A 16,926-nucleotide genomic window follows, 5' to 3' on the forward strand; every position below is an offset into this window, starting at 1 on the left:
AAGGAGTACGGCGGAATGTCCTGCCGCCCTGTATGTGCGGCGGCCAAATATAATTTGAACTGTATGGGCCGGGTTCTGACCGGCTTGCTGACTCAACAGGCCGCTTCCGGCCGTGATGGAGAGAATAGAGGGTGCCGTTTTGACAAAGTATGTGATTCGCGGCGGTAAGCCGCTTTATGGCGAAATCGATATCAGCGGCGCTAAAAATGCTGCGGTAGCTATTATCCCCGCTGCACTTTTGGTGGACGGCGTATGCCGTATTGAAAATATCCCCCAGATCAGTGACGTGACGCTGATCCTCAATATCCTGCAGGAACTGGGTGCCGATGTGCGCACGGTCAACCGTACCACTGTGGACATCGACTGCTCCCACATCCGCAACGCAAAGGTCCCTAATGAGCTGGCCCGGAAGATTCGCGCCTCCTATTACTTGATCGGCGCACTGCTGGGACGCTTCGGCAGTGCTCAGGTGCCCCCTCCGGGCGGCTGTCATCTGGGCGACCGCCCCATCGACCAGCACATCAAGGGATTCGTCGCCATGGGGGCTGAGGTGGACGTCAGAGGCGGCTTTGTCAACGCCTGGGTCAAGGACGGCAAACGCCTCAGCGGCGCCCAGGTCTATCTGGATATCGTCTCTGTGGGCGCAACCATGAACATCATGCTGGCGGCCGCTCTGGCAAACGGCACCACGGTTATCGAAAACGCGGCCAAGGAGCCCCATATTGTGGACCTGGCCAACTTCCTCAACTCTATGGGTGCTCAGATCATGGGTGCCGGTACTGACGTGATTAAAATCAAGGGTGTGGAGCGCCTCAACGGCGGCACCTATTCCATCATTCCCGACCAGATCGAGGCCGGCACCTATATGGCCGCTGTGGCTGCCACTGGCGGCGAGGTGCTGATTAAGAATGTTATCCCCAAGCACCTGGAGTGTATCACTGCCAAGCTGGTGGAGACCGGCGTGGACGTGGAAGAGCGGGATGATGCCGTCCTTGTACGCAGAGATCCCGCAGCAAAGCTGACCCGTACCAACATCAAGACCCTGCCCTATCCCGGGTTCCCCACTGATATGCAGCCTCAGATGGCTGTGGTTCTCTCCCTTGCGGAGGGCACCAGCGTGGTGACCGAGGGCGTATGGGACAACCGGTATCGCTATGTGGACGAGATCCGCCGGATGGGTGCCCAGTTCCAGGTGGACGGCAAGGTGGCTGTCATTGAGGGCGTGGACCATCTCACAGGTGCCCCCGTGCGGGCCTGCGATCTGCGGGCCGGTGCGGCCATGGTCATTGCAGGTCTGGCTGCCCACGGTGTTACGGAGGTGGACTGCATCTACTATATCGAGCGTGGCTACGAGGATATTGTGCGCAAGCTCTCCGGCGTGGGAGCTGATATCCGCGTCGTGGTAACGCCCGACGAGGACAAGCAGGCTCAGGTCGGATAATCAAACAGTCTCAAGGGGCGGCGGCGGTAAGCTGCCGCCCCGTTTTTATGCCTTCGCAGCTGCGGGAACAGAGCAGGGAAAAAGCGGCACGGCCGCAGCTGTTCACCCCAGCAGACATTACATAGGAGAGATTCACTTGCTGTCATTGACCACCCTTGCCAGCGGCTCCAGCGGCAACTGCCTGCTGGTGTCCGACGGAGAAACCCATATTCTGATTGACGCGGGCATCTCCGCCCGGCGGATTACCAAGAGCCTGCGGGAATTGGGCATGGAACCCGGCCAGCTCTCCGGTATCCTCATTACTCACGAGCACTCCGACCATATCTGCGGCCTGACCACCCTGACCAAGCAGTTTGCTGTACCGGTATATGCCAGCCGGGGCACCGGGCGGCAGCTGTGCTACCGGATTGGCTTTTTGGAGGAGCATCTCCGGGCCTTTACGGCTGGCACTGACCTTGAAATCGGCGGCCTGACTGTGGGAACCTTCCCCACTCCCCACGATACAGCAGAGAGCGTGGGCTATACGGTATCCGCCGGAGGCCGGAAAGCGGCTGTGGTCACGGACCTGGGCAGAGTCACTGAGGAGGTGGCCAGAGGGATTCAGGGCGCCAATCTGCTGGTGGCCGAGACCAACTACGACCCGGAGTGGCTTCAGTCCGGCCCCTACCCGTACTACCTGAAGGAGCGCATCCAGGGGGACTGGGGGCATCTCTCCAACCAGGCCGGGGCTGAGCTGGCCTGTTCTGCCGTGGAAAATGGGGCAAGCACCGTGATTCTGGCCCACCTCTCCAAAGAGAACAACACCCCTGCCAGAGCTTATGACACAGTATGTCTTGCCATGGAGCGCAGGGGTATCCGCCCGGGCATTGATGTGCGGCTGGAGGTGGCGCCCAGAAGCGAGACCGGACCCCGCTGTGAGGTGTAAAAATGCTGGGAATTCAAGTAATCTGTGTAGGAAAGCTGAAGGAAAAGTTCTATATTGAGGCTGCCGCCGAATATGCCAAGCGGCTGGGCGGCTACTGCAAATTCCAGCTCACCGAGCTGCCCGAGGAGCGGCTGCCCGACAGTCCCTCCCAGGCCCAGATCGACGCCGCCCTGCGGAAGGAGGCCGACGCAATCCTTCAGCGCCTGCCCAAGGGCAGTGCCGTCACCGCGCTGTGCGTGGAGGGCAAGGGCCTCTCCAGCGAGGAGCTGAGCCGCCGCATGACCGATTGGGCCGGGCAGGGCCGCAGCCAGCTCTGCTTTATCATCGGCTCCTCCTACGGCCTCCATCCCGCTGTCAAGGAGCGGGCCGACCTGCGTATGTCCATGTCCAGAATGACCTTTCCACACCATCTGGCCAGAGTCATGCTGCTGGAGCAGCTCTACCGCGGCTTTAAAATCGCGGAGGGCTCCAGCTACCACAAATAGCTGCTGCTCCAAGAAAGTGCTGTTTAAAATTTGTATGTAGTTCTGGACTTCAGGGGTGGATAGCAAAGCGGGCTTGTGCTATAATCACAATAGCGGGAACCTGTGATTCCGGAAATTCAGATATTGGAGGTAAGTCCCATGTCCTATCGTGATATGTATGAGAAATGGCTGGGCAGCCCTGCCCTCAGTGAGGCGGAGAAAGACGAGCTGCGCAGCATCGCCAATGATGAAAAGGAGATCGAAAGCCGCTTCTTTGCTCCTCTGGAGTTCGGCACCGCCGGACTGCGGGGTACCATGTGCGTGGGACTTCACCAGATGAACGTCCACGTTATCCGCCACGCTACCCAGGCCTTTGCCGAGGTCATCAAGGCCGAGGGCCCTGAGGCGGTGGAGCGGGGCGTGGCCATCTGCTACGATTGCCGCAACAATTCCGACCTGTTTGCCCGGGAGACTGCCTGCGTTATGGCGGCCAACGGCATCAAGGTCCGGCTTTTTGATGCCATGCGTCCCACCCCTGAGGTATCCTTTGCCGTGCGGGAGTATCACTGCATCGCCGGAGTCAATGTCACCGCCAGCCACAACCCCAAGGAGTACAACGGCTACAAGGTCTATTGGCAGGACGGCGCCCAGCTGCCCCCCCACCACGCCGCCGCCATCGCCGCCAAGATGGAGGAGCTGGACCTGTTCGACTCCATCAAGCGCATGGACTATGACGAGGCGGTCAAGGCCGGCCTCATCACCCTGATGGGCGCTGAGACCGACGAGAAGTTCCTGTCCAACGTCATGGGTCAGGTCAACGACAAGGCTGCTGTGGACAAGGTGGCCGACACCTTCAAGATGGTCTACACCCCCTTCCACGGCACTGGCTACAAGCTCATCCCCGAGGCCCTCAAGCGCCTGGGCATGAAGCACGTCATCTGTGTCCCCGATCAGATGGTCATCGACGGCAACTTCCCCACTGTGGTCTCCCCCAACCCCGAGAACCCCGAGGGCTTCTACCTGGCTGTGGATCTGGCCAAGAAGGAAGGCGCCGACTTTATCCTGGGCTCCGACCCCGACGCTGACCGCGTGGGCATCATGGTCAAGAACGACAAGGGTGAGTACATCACCATCACCGGCAACCAGACCGGCGTGCTGCTGCTGGACTATCTCATCGGCGCCAAGAAGCGCACCGGTAAGATGCCCGAGAAGCCCGTGGCCCTCAAGACCATCGTCACCACCGAGATGGCCCGCAAGGTGGCCGAGACCAACGGTCTGGCCTGCTACGATACCTTCACCGGCTTCAAGTTCCTGGCCGAGAAGAAGGACAAGCTGGAGAACGCCGGCGAGGGCAAGGTTATCTTCGCCTACGAGGAGAGCTACGGCTACATGCTGGGCGACTACGTCCGGGACAAGGACGCCGTCACCGCCGCCCTGTCCCTCACCGAGATGGCTGCCTGGTACGCCGGTCAGGGCATGACCCTGTACGACGCCCTCCAGAAGTGCTATGAGAAGTACGGCTTCTACGGTGAGAAGACGCTGAACCTGGTCATGCCCGGTCTGGACGGCCTGAAGAAGATGGCTGACCTGATGGCCGGTCTGCGGGAGCATCCCCCGGTGGAGATCGCCGGTGTGGCGGTTACCCAGCAGAAGGACTACAAGGACGGCTCCGTGGTCAATGTGGCCGACGGCGCCAAGAGCACCATGGAGCTCAGCGGCTCCAACGTGCTGCGCTACGAGATGTCCGACGGTACCAGCCTCATCGTCCGTCCCTCCGGCACCGAGCCCAAGGTCAAGGTCTACATCCTGGCCAACGGCGCCACCAAGGCCGAGGCCGACGAGAAGGTGGCCAAGTACACCGCTTGGGCTGAGAGCCTGAAGAAGTAAAAAGAGACACGAAAAATCCCCACAGGCCCAGGCCTGTGGGGATTTTTTTGCGCCCAGCGGGGCGATTATGTCTCTTTTGTGGAAAGAAAGACGCAGGATGTACGCAGACGGGAAATGAAATGTCCCAAGCTGTACAACAAAGAGGGCCCGGACAGCAAGAGGTGAGGGCGGTATTGAAGCCACAATGGATTACGAAAGGAGCAATGCTATGAGCACACAGACAGAGCACATCGGCCTTCACCAGTGGGAGAGTACGGACCGGTTTCTCAGGGAGGACTTCAACGAGGACAACAGGAAAATTGACCAGGTCGTGGAGGCTGTGGAAAAACAGACACGCCAGACAGCAGACAGCCTTGAGAATATGAGCTACAATGTCTTCAACCTGCTGCTGCAAAACTACTATGAGGGCAAATACACAGGGTATAAAAAGGCGCTGGTATTTGATGGATTTATGGACAATAAAATGATACAGACGCACTCTGACAGCATAACGCTTCATAGCAACAGACTGATTGTAAATGCAGCGGGACAGGAGAACCTGATCGTGGAGGCAGGCTCGGAGTGGATTCAAAGCGGAACCAGTCCTGCCGTTGCAGCCGGTGGGGGCGGAAGCATATATGGTATTGTGGTAAGCTTTCTCAACGAAACGGGCAACAAACAACCAGTGCCGTGCCAGGTCTATTGCGCTGCCCGCCAAGTTGCGAGCTTTACATTTCAGGTTCCCACCGGAGCCACACAACAGACCTTTGAATTAGAAGAAGAATTTTCTGTCTCAGAGGGTGACCAGCTGTCCATACAGCTTACCGGCCTGAACAGCCAGCTGATGGCGAAAGGCGGCAAGATTTCTACTTACCAGCTTGCAGTTACCTTTCTCTGCCGGTCCAGCGCCGGAAGTACGGGACAGATGATGACCGTTCCTTTTGCGCTTCCGGGCGGTACGGTTCAGGTGTGGCTCCGCCACAAGGACTGCTCTGTGGCACTTGCTCTGGACAGTACGGATGGAAAACATCTCCCCCTGACTGTCTCCAGTGCGGAGAGTGCGTGGAATCTGCAGCGTGAAGCCTGCACCGAGACAGTATTTACACTGGAACAGCTTTGCATGGAAGGCGATTACACCCTCTCCATGGAGATTACCCGCACAGGTAAAGATGACGGGCTTGTTTACGATTACGGTCTGCTCTGCATATAAGCAAAAGAATCCCCGGGCCAAAAGCCCGGGGATTCTTTTTTGCTTGCTGCGCCCTGTCGCTGATTAGGCAGCGATGGTCAGGGTGTAGGTAGCGTTGGACAGAGCAGTGCCGTCCTCAGCAGTCAGAGAAATGGTGAAGGACACAGTCTTACCGGTGATGTCGGAAGAGGTGACCACGTGGTCGGAGACCACAGCGGTACCCTCGTTGTTCACGGTGACCTTCAGGGAGATGACGGCGCCCACGTTAGCGGGGTCGGTCAGCTTGGTGGTCAGCGTGCCAGCGGTAGCGCTAGCGCCGCCATCCAGAGTGGCCTTCTGGCCGTTCACATACACGTCAACAGCAGTGACGGAGGCAGTGCTGACGTTGCGCTGCATCACATAGATGGTCTTGGCATAGTTGTTGGCGGTGTTGTACTCGATGAGCAGGTCATCGGTGCTGTCCACCTCGATGGAGGCAGCGTCGGGAGTGGAGACAGTGCCGTCAGCGGAGATCATGTACACCACGGTGTCAGCGTCGTAGCTATAAGCCAGGCTACCGGTGACAACCAGAGTGTTGCCGCTGTTGGAAACCACGCCCTTCACGACCTTCACACCGGTAGCATCAGCCGCAGCGGAGACACCGGAGATGATCTCGTCGGAGCTGATGTTGGTGACCTTGAACATGTTATTGGCGGTCAGAGTGCTCCAGTCAGTGGCAAAGACGCCGCTGGTGGAAGCCAGCTTCACAGCCTTGGCCTCGCCGTTGAAGATCGCGGAGACCTCATAGTAAGCGGCGCTGGTGGAAGTGGCGGGATACAGGGTGTAGGAGATGCCGCCCTGCTCATTGGCGGGGACATACAGGTACTGACCAACCTCGCCGGTCAGAGTACCGGTGGAGCTGATGTACACATAGGTAGCCACACCGCTCTTGTCATTGAGGACAATGCCGCTAGCGGAGGTCATGCCGGGCACGTTGGCAATGCCGGTGTACACAGTGTAGGTGGGAGCGGAAGCGGTGCCGCCCTTGACCAGGAACACGGTGTTGGCGTTGCCGATGAAGGTGCTGGCGAAGTTGGCCTTGTTGTTAGTCAGAGTATCGCTGGAGAGAGTGCCGGAGGTAGTCTTGCTGGTCAGGACATACTTGCCGTCGGAGTTGACGGAGTAGGTGTAGAACTTGTTGGACAGAGTGGCAGAGCCATCAACGCCGATGAACTTGTAGGCAGTGCTGGTGTTCTTCTCGTACACATCGCACTTCTCGCCGGCGGTCACGCTGGTCTTGGAGCTGTTGCTGGAGCTGTTGGCGCTGTCGGAGTAGTTGGTGCCCAGGTTGGTGCCCACGGCCACGGGGGTGTAGCCGTCAATGGTGGCAATGGTGACGACCTCAACAGTGCCGTCAGCCTTCAGCAGCTGAGCCTGGGCATAGTTGCTCTCACCGATGGCGCCGCTGCCGCCCACCCAGGCGGTCTTGAGGGCCACAGCGTAGTTGCTGGAAACCTCGTTGGTCTGAGCAACAGCCTTCACGATGTTGTTGCCGTTGTCCAGATAGAAGGTGTAGGTGTTCTTGTAGTCGGTCCAGGAGGCGGCAGAGTAGCTCTTGCCGGTCAGGCCGGACTCAGCATAGTAGGTGTCGCCGATCTTGATGGAGGAGGCGCTGTTCTTGGCAACAGCAACGCCCTCGACAGTGGCGCACTTCTCAATGTAGGTGGTGTTGCCGATGGTGACCCACAGGACCACGTCGCCCTTCTTCAGGTCGGAGTAGCCCTTGACGGTCTCGGTGGTGTTAGCGGAGGAGAAAGCGTTGATGATGCCGGGAACCTTGACCTGGACAGCGTCGCCCACTTCCTTGGTGGTGGGATCGGCGGTCACAGTGGCCACGTTCTTCTTGGTCACCTTCACCACGTCAGCCTTGCCGTTGCCATTGGTATCGATGAACTCGATGACGGAGCCCACGACCATGCTGGGCACGATGTCGGTGGTGGTGTTGGCAGCGCCACCAGCGTTGGTGCCGCCGGCACGCTTGTCAGAGATGCCAATGCCGTAGTTGTTGCCGCCGGAGGCCTTAACGCCGTTCAGGAAGTAGGTGACAACAGGGGACAGGCTGTTGCCGGAGGGCTCAGCCTCGAGCTCGGCCACGAAGGTCTTCTCGCCCTTGGTGGTAGCCTTGGTGTAGTCAGTGCTGGTAGCGAAGCCGGTGGTCACAGTGGCCAGGACAGCGGAGTCGGCCACAACCAGAGCGGTGGAGACCAGCTTGTTGGTGCTGGTGTTGTAGTAAGCCACAACCTTGTTGCCCACAGCATCAACAGTGGCGGGCAGCTTGGCATTCAGAATGGCCTGGAGAGCGGCGTTCTGAGTAGCGCTCTTGTCAGCCATGTTAACAGTGACCTCGGCCTTGCCGTAAGCGTCAACACCGGTCACAACAGCCTCGATCTTCTCGATGGAGTAGGTGGTGCTGGCCAGGCTGGCCTGATCCTGATAGCTGCTGATGTACTGCACGCCCATATCAAAGGCGTAGACAGGCTTCTTGTTGGTGACAAACAGGGTGTTGAAGATCATCTGAGCAGCGTTGTCGCGGGTCAGAGGATCGGTGGCCTTCACGCTCAGGCCCTTGGTCATGGAACGCACAGTGCCGCTGCCCCACTCGGTGGTGGACTGGGCGTCACGCATGATGTTGACGGACCAGTTGGGGTCGTTGGTGTAGCCACGGTCAGTGGCGTCATAGCCCACGGCCACCAGCAGCATCTTGGCAGCCTGGACAACGGTCACAGGCTCGGTGGGGAAGAAGTGACCCTGGCCGTCGCCGGTGATGATGCCGTTGGAGTAGCAGAACTTGATGTAACCCTCGGCCCAGCTGTTGTCAATGTCGGTCAGGTCGGTCTTGGTGCCCTCGAAGGCGCTCTGATCCACATCACCCATCAGGAGCATGGTGATCAGCTTGGCCATGGTGGCGCGATCCACGGTAGCAGAGGGATCGTAGGAGCCATCAGGCTTGCCCTCGATGATGCCCAGGTCGACCATCAGAGAGACGGCCTCCTGGTTGGCGATCTTATCGGAGTCGGTAAGATCGGCGAAGGTCTTGTCCGCAGCGCCGGCGCCGATGACCATCATGCCCAGGAGCATGACGGAGGCCAGAGCCAGACTGAGGACCCGCTTGAGGTTTCTCATTTGGAAATTCCTCCTTCTAAAATTTGAGTATCAGGGTCGAAAACAACCACTCAGGGTCGTATAACGCCCCTTTCAGTCGAAATTAAACAAGAAAAAGGGGGCGCTTTCCTGTGAAAGCGCCCCCTTTTTGGAGAAAAATGTTCGCTTGGTAGACATTTGGTAGACATGCTCTTTAAAAAGCAGAAATCAAAAACCTGCAAAGCCTTGCGCGCCAATGGATTCAGGGATACGGACTGGTAGACATTTGGTAGACATAAGCAAAAATGTCGCAGAAAATTGAAAAGAATTTTTCCTTCGGTGCATGGAAAACAGCAATATTTGGGGGCGGAACGGATGGGGTTGAGAGGTGAGTGAAATGAAAACGGAATCCGGAAAAAAACGGGAGCGGAGACTGAACACGCTGATGCGGCGCATGGAGCGGCTGGCAGGCGGCAGAGTCAACGACGCCGTCAAGCTGGCCTTCCTGGACGGCGAGCGGGTGGATGAAATCGACAACCTAGATCTCTCCGCCCTCACCGAGTTCAAGCGCAGCGGAAACGGAACCGTGGAGATCAAGCTCATGGACCGGGTGGCGGTGCTGGAGAAAATCGCCGCTATGCTGGAACGGGGAGAGGAGGACGAGGCAGACGCTTTCCTCCGGGCGCTGGAGCGCTCCGGTGATCAGAATGCCGGGACAGAGGCCAGCGGAGAAGCAATACCCGGGAGGGGCGAATGAGTGCGGAAATGGGTGTTTTCCGAAAAACAAAAGACTGTGCTGCGGTGGTGGTGCACACCGGAACGGCAGTATGAGGCCATCATCTGCGACGGCGCTGTCCGCAGCGGCAAGACCTTCTGCATGGGGCTGTCCTTTGTGTGCTGGGCCATGGCCAGATTCCAGAACACCGCCTTCGGACTGTGCGGCAAGACCACGGTGTCCCTACGGCGTAACCTGGTGCGAGGGCTGATTCCTGTACTGGAGGAACTGGGATTCCGATGCGAGGAAAAGGTGTCCCGCAACCTCCTCACCATCCGGCGGGGCGGGCGGGAGAACACCTTCTACCTCTTCGGCGGCAGAGACGAGGGTAGCGCCGCCCTCATCCAGGGTGTGACGCTGGCTGGGGTGCTGCTGGATGAGGTGGCCCTCATGCCCCGGTCCTTCGTGGAGCAGGCCTGTGCCCGGTGCTCTGTAGCGGGGAGCAGGCTGTGGTTCAACTGCAATCCCGAGGGCCCTGAGCACTGGTTCTACAAGGAGTGGATTCAGAAGGCGGAGGAGCGCAGGGCCCTGTACCTCCACTTCACCATGGAGGACAATCCAGGGCTCAGACCGGAGGTGAAGGCCAGGTACAGTCGGATGTTCAGCGGCGCATTCTACCGCAGGTTTGTGCTGGGGGAGTGGGTGGCCGCTGAGGGTAGGGTCTACGATTTCTTCGACGAGAGCTATGTGGAGGCCCCGCCCGACGGCCTGAGCAGGTGGTGCATCTCCTGCGATTACGGCACCGTCAACCCCGCATCCTTCGGACTGTGGGGCTGGAAGGACGGAGTCTGGTACCGGGTGAAGGAGTTCTACTACAACTCCAGAGAGACAAAACGGCAGAAAACCGACGGGGAATACGCAGAAGATTTACGAAAGCTGGCCGGGGGACGGGACATCCGGCTGGTGGTGGTGGACCCGTCGGCGGCCAGCTTCATCGAGGTCCTGCGGAGAGAGGGCTGGCGAGTGGTGAAGGCCGAGAACGATGTGCTCTCCGGCATCCGCACCACCGCCGGGCTGCTGCGGGAGAAAAAGCTGGTGATCTGCCGGGGGTGCGACGACGCACTGCGGGAATTCCAGCTCTACTGCTGGGCAGACAGGGGCGGACAGGACCGGGTGCGCAAGGAACACGACCACGCCATGGACGAGATCCGCTACTTTGCGGCCACGGTGGCCGCCGGCAGAGAGCCGCCCTACCTGGGCGCGGCCTATGTGGAGCGGACAAGATTTTAGGAGACGGGAGGGCTCGGATGGGATTCTGGGAGAAGAAAAAGAGTGAGGCACCCGCAGGGGTGGCCGTCCAGCTGCGGGACGGCGGACGACACCCCTTCGGCGTGCTGGACGGGTATGTGCCCCTGAGAAATGGGGAGATCGCCCTGTACCGCAGCATCCGGGAGGCAGTGCCCATTGTGGACGCAGCCATCCTGAAGCTGATTCGCCTCTCCGGCGGACCGGTGGTACAGTGCGACAATCAGCGGGCTCAGGGGGAGATGGAGCACTTTCTGAGAACGGTGAGTACCGGGCGGGGCCAGCGGGGGATTCAGTCCTTCCTGGACTGCTATCTGGACTCCATGCTCACCTGCGGGAGAGCGGTGGGAGAGATCGTGCTCAACGGCAGTCGGGCCGGCATCGCCGCGGTGCTGTGCGGCAACGTGGCTGACGTGGAAATCAAAGAAGGGGAGACGCCCCTGGACATTACACTGTGCGCCAGGGGGAGGGACGGCGTGCTGGAGGACCTGCCCTGCCAGGAGCTGCTCCTCTTCACCCCCTTCCAGCCTGAGACAGACAGTCCCTACGGCGTGTCTTTGCTGAGGTCCATGCCCTTCCTCACTGAGATTCTGCTGAAAATCTATCAGGCAGAGGGCATGAACTGGGAGCGGATGGGCAACGTCCGCTTCGCCGTGGTCTACAAGCCCGGTGAGGACGCCATGGACCGGGCATACGCCGCCGAGCGCAGCCAGCAGATTGCACGGGAGTGGTCCGCCGCCATGCAGGCGGGAAAAATCGGCAGCGTGCGGGACTTTGTGGCTGTGGGAGATGTGGACATCAAGGTCATCGGCGCGGACAACCAGATTCTGGACAGCCAGGTGCCCGTCCGGCAGATCCTGGAGCAGCTCATCGCCAGGACCGGCATTCCGCCCTTTATGCTGGGCCTGTCCTGGTCCTCCACCGAGCGGATGAGCGCCCAGCAGGCGGACATGATGACCAGCGAGCTCACCGCTATCCGCCGGGGTTTGGAGCCGGTGGTGGAGCGGATCTGTGAGCTGTGGCTGGAGCTGAAGGGCTATGGCGGCGGGGTAACTGTGGACTGGGAGGACATCAGCCTCCAGGACCTGGTGGAGGAGGCCAGAGCGGAGCTCTACCGGGAGCAGGCCAGGAAAATCCGCCTGGAGCTGGATGGCATGGAACAGAAGCAGTGAGCTGATGGAGAACGGGGGTAGGAAATGGACATTGTAAAGCAGGCGGACATGGGACAGCCCCTCACCGTGGAGGAACGGGATTTGGCCCTCATCAACCGCTGGAGCCGGAAGACTCTGACGGCGGAGGAGGTATACGCCTTCGCCGTGCGGCTGTGCGACAACGAGATTGACCGGGATGGGGAGCGTTTTACCGAGGAGACCCTGGAGGAGCTGGCAAAGCTCTTTGAGGGAAAGAGCGGCATCTTCGACCACCAGTGGAGCGCCAAGGGTCAGGCGGCCCGGATTTACCGCACTGAGGTGGTACGGGAGGAGCACATCCTCACCAGGGCCGGGGACCGGTACTGCTACCTGAAGGGCTACGCCTACATGGTGCGCACCGAGGAGAACAAGGGCCTTATCGCTGAGATTGAGGGCGGCATCAAGCGTGAGGTGTCCGTGGGATGCGCCGTGGAGCGGGCTGTGTGCTCCATCTGCGGCGAGGACATCCGGGACAGAACAAAATGCGCCCACGTCAAGGGCAGAGAATACGGCGGGAAGCTGTGCTGGGCAGACCTGTCCGGCGCCACCGATGCCTATGAGTGGTCCTTTGTGGCGGTGCCCGCCCAGCCCAAGGCCGGAGTCATCAAGCGAATGGGCGGCGGTCAGGAGGACGACCTGATGGAATACCTGAAGGAGCAGCCTGTGTTGCTGAACAGGGCCAAGCAGCTGGAGGAGGAGGCTGCCCTGGGGCGGAAATACCTGGAGCGGCTGCGGGGCGAGGTGATGCGGCTGGGCGGCATCTGCGAAAAGGGCGTGGAGGAGCACATCCGCAAAAGCATTGCGGACAAGCTCAGCGGCGAAGAGCTGGAAGCCCTGCGGGACAGCTACCAGAAACGGCTGGAGGACCGGTTCCCCCTCACCGTACAGCTGCCCCGGCACACCGAACAGGCAGAGATGGACCAGAGAGACGGCGCTTTCCTCATCTGAGGCGCGGATAAAAGAAAGGAGAACGGAGTATGGCAAAGGTTTCGTTTGAAGGCATCGGCGAGATGATGGTCACCTTCCTGGCGGAGGAGGGCCTCACCAACGGCCCCGTCAAGATGACCGGCGACGGCAAGGTGGGCCCCTGCGGCGACGGGGACGCCTTCTGCGGCGTGGCCCTGGAGGTCAACGACGGGCTGGCCCTGGTGCAGCTCAAGGGCTTTATCAAGGTCAGCTGCGGCGACACCGTGGCCGTGGGCTACACCAAGCTGTCCGCCAACGCCGGCGGCGGCGTCAAGACCAACGAGTCGGGCACCGCCTACCTGGTGGTGGAGGCCGGCAGCACCGAGAAGCAGGCCACCATCCTGCTGTAATCCCAGGGCGGAGAGAAAACTGTGTGCCGGCGCACCGCGCCGGAGGAAGGAGAGCTGAAAAGATGGGATACGCTTATGACAATGTGAGACTGGAAAAGGGTATGTACCGGCAGGCGGGTCAGTCCTTCACCCAGGTGCTGGAGCGGGAGGACCCCTCCGAGCGCTACAAGGGCACGCCCCTGGAGGGCCTGGACGCCTACCAGCGGCAGCTCAAGCGCTTTGACATCAAGGTAAAGGGCGCGGGCAGCGACGTGGTGGAGAAGTTCTTCCGCACCTCCGACTCCGCCGTGCTCTTCCCCGAGTACATCGCCCGGGCTGTGCGCCAGGGTATGGAGGAGGCCAACCTGCTGCCCTCCATCGTGGCCACCACCACCCGCATCGAGGGCATGGACTACCGCTCCGTGGCTTCCGTGCCCGGCAAGGAGGAGAAGGAGCTGCGCAATGTGGAGGAGGGCGCCGCTATCCCCCAGACCGAGGTCAAGACCCAGAAGAATCTGGTGAAGCTCCACAAGCGGGGCCGCATGCTGGTGGCCAGCTATGAGGCCATCCGGTGGCAGAAGCTGGACCTCTTCTCCGTCACCCTGCGCCAGATCGGCGCGCACATCAACCGGATGCTGCTGGAGGACGCCATCGACGTGCTCATCAACGGCGACGGCAACAACAACGCCGCCAAGGAGTACAAGGTGGGCACCTCCCCCATCGGCGGCGAGTCCGGAACCCTTACCTACGACGACCTGGTGGACTTCTGGGCTCAGTTCGACCCCTATGAGATGAACACCATGCTGGTGTCCGGGGACGTGATGCTCAAGATGCTCAAGATGAGCGAGTTCCAGAACCCCCTCACCGGCCTCAACTTCCAGGGCACCGGCAAGATGACCACCCCCCTGGGTGCCAACCTGCTGCGCACCTCCGCCATGAGTGAGAACACCATGATTGGCTTGGACAAGAACTATGCCCTGGAGATGGTGCAGGCCGGCGACGTGACCGTGGAGTACGACAAGCTCATCGACCGGCAGCTGGAGCGGGCCGCTATCACCAGCACCTGCGGCTTCGCCAAGCTCTATCAGGATGCCAGCCGGGTGCTGAAGGTGTAAGAGGACACAGGGGCGGGCTGTATTCCAGCCCGCCCCATCCAAAAGAGACGGGAGGGAACGGTATGGCGGAAGAGACGGCGGAGCTGGCCCGGCAGCTGGGCCAGGTGCCCGAGGACCGGATGGAGGAATTGCAGGCCCTGTGCGACCTGGCCGAACAGGAGCTGGAGGGCAGGCTGAAAAGCGGCATCACCAAGGCCGACTGCGGCGCGGCCTTCACCATGGGGGCTGCCTGGCTGGGATTGGCCGGACTGTGCGCCGCAGGGGCTGCCGATGAGGTGGAGTCCTTTACCGCGGGCAGTCTGACTATCCACCACCGGGACGGCGGCGGCGCTGAGAGCAGAAGCCTGAGCCTGCGGCGGCAGGCGGAACAGGTGATGCGGCCCTACCTGAGAGATGAGGGCTTCTGCTTCCTGGGGGTGCAGGGGTGAGCGGGACCTTTGAAACGCTGCTGGCAAAATACGGACAGAGCGTGACACTGTGCAGGCGCGAAGGAGAGATGGAGACCATTCGGGCGTTCCTCCAGCCCGTTACTGAGCGGCGCGAGACCTGGCGGCAGACAGAACCCTCCCCCATGGGGACGGTACGGAAGGACCGCTTCCTCTGTCTGGCCGGGGCGGATACGCCGCTGGAGAATCTGGAGGACGGGTATCTGGAGTGGCGGGATCTGCGCCTCAAGGTGTCGGCGGCACAGCCTATCTACATTGGCGACACCATCAGCCACTGGTGGGCCATCCTGACGGTGGAGGACGTATGAGAGGAGGGAGAGCATGGCGGGTTTGGATGAGATTCGCTCGCGCATGGCCGAGTTCCTGACAGAACAGGGCCTGGAGGCTGTGACCGCCTGGCCGGAGGCAAGACGGACACGGAGAAATGGGGCGGCCGCCGCCGTCTCCCTCCGCAGCTGTGAGGGCGGCCCGGCGGGCTTTCAGGACTATCTGGGCGAACGGTACAACCAGGACACCGGACGGTGGGAGGAGCTCTACGGCAGACGGGTGAAAATCACCTTCGGGCTGGACCTCTACGCTGCCCAGAGCAGCGGCGGCGCGGCGGCCATAGACAAGGCCCTGGACACTCTGTCCGCCGCCCTCAACGGCCCGGGGCCCGACGGCCTGGATGTTCTGGAATTTTCCGCGGGAGAGACACAATTCCAGGAGGACAGCGAACTTTACCACTGCCCGGTGGAGGCGGTATGTCAGGCACGGCTGTATGCCGTGGCCGACGAGGGCGGCACCTTCCTGGACTTTGAAATCAGAGGGGAGAGATTATGAGCGTGACGACACATGAACGGCCGGGGGTCTACTCCAGTTATGACGCCTCCGCTGTGGTGACCGCCTCCGGCGGCAGCAAGACGGTGGGCATTGCGGCGGTGAGCGAAGGCGGCGAGGCGGGCACCCTGTACAAGCTGACCAGGCTGGAGGAGGCTGAGGCCACCTTTGGCACAGGTGACACCATGACCGAGCTGGTGAAGCTCCTCTTCCTCAACGGCGCAGGGGCGGTATACGCCGTGCCTGTGACGGGAGAGGACGGATATGAGGCGGCCTTCCAGCTGCTGGCGGAGGAAGAGACTGTGGCCATCACGGTCTGCGACAGCGAGACACTGACGGTACAGCAGGCCCTGCGGGACAGCGTGAAGGCCGCGTCCGAGCTGCGGCGGGAGCGCATTGCCGTGGTGCCCGGCGGCACCGACGAAAACCCCAGCCAGCTGGCTGAGCGGGCAGGCAACCTCAACTGCGAGCGGGTGGTGCTCACTGCCCCCGGAGGGGCCAAGGCGGCCGCCGCTGTGGCAGGAGCCATCGCCGGAGAGAGCGACCCCGCCGTCCCTCTGGGCGGCGCGGAGCTGAAGGGTCTGACCGACCTGAGCGCCCGGTACGACGACAATGAGATTGACACCCTGGTGCGGGGCGGCGTTACTCCCCTGGAGAATCTGGCCGGGGTGGTGAGTGTGGTGCGGGGCATCACCACCCGGACAAAGACCGGTGAGACCCCCGACACCACTTGGCGGGAGCTGTCCACCATCCTCATCATTGACGAGGTAATTCCCGGGCTGCGCAGCAGCCTGCGCGCCAAGTTCCATAGAGCCAAAAACACTGAGCAGAGCCGGGGCGCGGTGCGCTCTCAGGTGGTGGTGGAGCTGGAAAACCGGGTGAGCCGGGAGATCATCGACGCCTACGAGAATGTGACGGTATCCGCACTGGAGGATGACCCCACCGTGTGTTTGGTGGAGTTCTCCTTCGCCGTGGTCCACGGCATGAACCAGATCTGGCTCACCGCGCACATCACCGTATAAAGGGAGGGAACACA

At 60.9% G+C, this 16,926-nt stretch carries 16 protein-coding genes; 15 read left to right on the top strand and 1 reads right to left on the bottom strand.

The window, feature by feature from the left end; all coding sequences use genetic code 11:
* The first annotated feature begins 139 nt into the window (after nucleotides 1-139).
* The 5 genes from ACOX7T_RS11190 (at nucleotide 140) to ACOX7T_RS11210 (ending at nucleotide 5,906) form a co-directional block, all read left to right on the top strand.
* On the top strand, nucleotides 140-1,441 hold the full coding sequence (locus ACOX7T_RS11190; RefSeq protein ID WP_433442748.1) for a UDP-N-acetylglucosamine 1-carboxyvinyltransferase: 1,302 nt from the start codon (nucleotides 140-142) through the stop codon (nucleotides 1,439-1,441).
* A gap of 136 nt (nucleotides 1,442-1,577) precedes the next feature.
* Nucleotides 1,578-2,366, top strand: coding sequence for an MBL fold metallo-hydrolase (locus ACOX7T_RS11195; RefSeq protein ID WP_433442750.1), 789 nt, complete (start codon nucleotides 1,578-1,580; stop codon nucleotides 2,364-2,366).
* Nucleotides 2,367-2,368: 2 nt separating this feature from the next.
* Nucleotides 2,369-2,851 (top strand): 23S rRNA (pseudouridine(1915)-N(3))-methyltransferase RlmH, encoded by a 483-nt coding sequence (rlmH, locus tag ACOX7T_RS11200; protein ID WP_433442752.1) that lies wholly within the window; start codon nucleotides 2,369-2,371, stop codon nucleotides 2,849-2,851.
* A 138-nt stretch (nucleotides 2,852-2,989) separates the two neighbouring features.
* Nucleotides 2,990-4,717 carry a phospho-sugar mutase gene (locus ACOX7T_RS11205; RefSeq protein ID WP_433442754.1) on the top strand — a complete coding sequence of 576 codons (1,728 nt, stop codon included), beginning with the start codon at nucleotides 2,990-2,992 and terminating at the stop codon, nucleotides 4,715-4,717.
* Nucleotides 4,718-4,925: 208 nt separating this feature from the next.
* Nucleotides 4,926-5,906, top strand: a complete 981-nt coding sequence (locus ACOX7T_RS11210; protein ID WP_433442756.1) for a hypothetical protein — start codon at nucleotides 4,926-4,928, stop codon at nucleotides 5,904-5,906.
* A 63-nt stretch (nucleotides 5,907-5,969) separates the two neighbouring features.
* Here ACOX7T_RS11210 and ACOX7T_RS11215 read toward each other — a convergent pair whose 3' ends face one another.
* Nucleotides 5,970-9,047, bottom strand: coding sequence for an S-layer homology domain-containing protein (locus tag ACOX7T_RS11215; protein WP_433442758.1), 3,078 nt, complete (start codon nucleotides 9,045-9,047; stop codon nucleotides 5,970-5,972).
* 355 nt (nucleotides 9,048-9,402) lie between these two features.
* Between ACOX7T_RS11215 and ACOX7T_RS11220 the strand changes: the two genes are divergently transcribed.
* The 10 genes from ACOX7T_RS11220 to ACOX7T_RS11265 all read left to right on the top strand — a co-directional run bounded on the left by ACOX7T_RS11220 (nucleotide 9,403) and on the right by ACOX7T_RS11265 (nucleotide 16,912).
* On the top strand, nucleotides 9,403-9,762 hold the full coding sequence (locus ACOX7T_RS11220) for an XRE family transcriptional regulator (RefSeq protein WP_433442760.1): 360 nt from the start codon (nucleotides 9,403-9,405) through the stop codon (nucleotides 9,760-9,762).
* Entirely contained in the window at nucleotides 9,763-11,010 is a 1,248-nt protein-coding gene (locus tag ACOX7T_RS11225; RefSeq protein ID WP_433442762.1) for a PBSX family phage terminase large subunit, read from the top strand.
* A 17-nt stretch (nucleotides 11,011-11,027) separates the two neighbouring features.
* On the top strand, nucleotides 11,028-12,197 hold the full coding sequence (locus tag ACOX7T_RS11230; RefSeq protein WP_433442764.1) for a serine/threonine protein phosphatase: 1,170 nt from the start codon (nucleotides 11,028-11,030) through the stop codon (nucleotides 12,195-12,197).
* 24 nt (nucleotides 12,198-12,221) lie between these two features.
* Nucleotides 12,222-13,163: a hypothetical protein gene (locus ACOX7T_RS11235; protein ID WP_433442766.1), complete on the top strand. Its 942-nt coding sequence runs from the start codon at nucleotides 12,222-12,224 to the stop codon at nucleotides 13,161-13,163.
* Nucleotides 13,164-13,192: 29 nt separating this feature from the next.
* Nucleotides 13,193-13,531 (top strand): hypothetical protein, encoded by a 339-nt coding sequence (locus ACOX7T_RS11240; RefSeq protein ID WP_433442768.1) that lies wholly within the window; start codon nucleotides 13,193-13,195, stop codon nucleotides 13,529-13,531.
* Between the two features lie 62 nt (nucleotides 13,532-13,593).
* The gene (locus tag ACOX7T_RS11245) at nucleotides 13,594-14,625 is read left to right on the top strand and encodes a phage major capsid protein (RefSeq protein WP_433442770.1); all 1,032 of its coding nucleotides are present in this window, start codon (nucleotides 13,594-13,596) and stop codon (nucleotides 14,623-14,625) included.
* A gap of 62 nt (nucleotides 14,626-14,687) precedes the next feature.
* A complete protein-coding gene (locus tag ACOX7T_RS11250) occupies nucleotides 14,688-15,053 on the top strand; it encodes a hypothetical protein (protein ID WP_433442772.1) in 366 nt (121 codons plus the stop codon).
* Nucleotides 15,054-15,121: 68 nt separating this feature from the next.
* Nucleotides 15,122-15,379 (top strand): hypothetical protein, encoded by a 258-nt coding sequence (locus ACOX7T_RS11255; protein WP_433442774.1) that lies wholly within the window; start codon nucleotides 15,122-15,124, stop codon nucleotides 15,377-15,379.
* 13 nt (nucleotides 15,380-15,392) lie between these two features.
* Nucleotides 15,393-15,893, top strand: a complete 501-nt coding sequence (locus ACOX7T_RS11260; protein ID WP_433442776.1) for a hypothetical protein — start codon at nucleotides 15,393-15,395, stop codon at nucleotides 15,891-15,893.
* A complete protein-coding gene (locus tag ACOX7T_RS11265) occupies nucleotides 15,890-16,912 on the top strand; it encodes a phage tail sheath C-terminal domain-containing protein (protein WP_433442778.1) in 1,023 nt (340 codons plus the stop codon). The genes ACOX7T_RS11260 and ACOX7T_RS11265 overlap by 4 nt, the downstream gene beginning before the upstream one ends.
* Nucleotides 16,913-16,926: the final 14 nt, after the last annotated feature.

It is taken from the genome of Pseudoflavonifractor sp., assembly GCF_050943825.1.
Lineage (GTDB): Bacteria > Bacillota > Clostridia > Oscillospirales > Oscillospiraceae > Pseudoflavonifractor.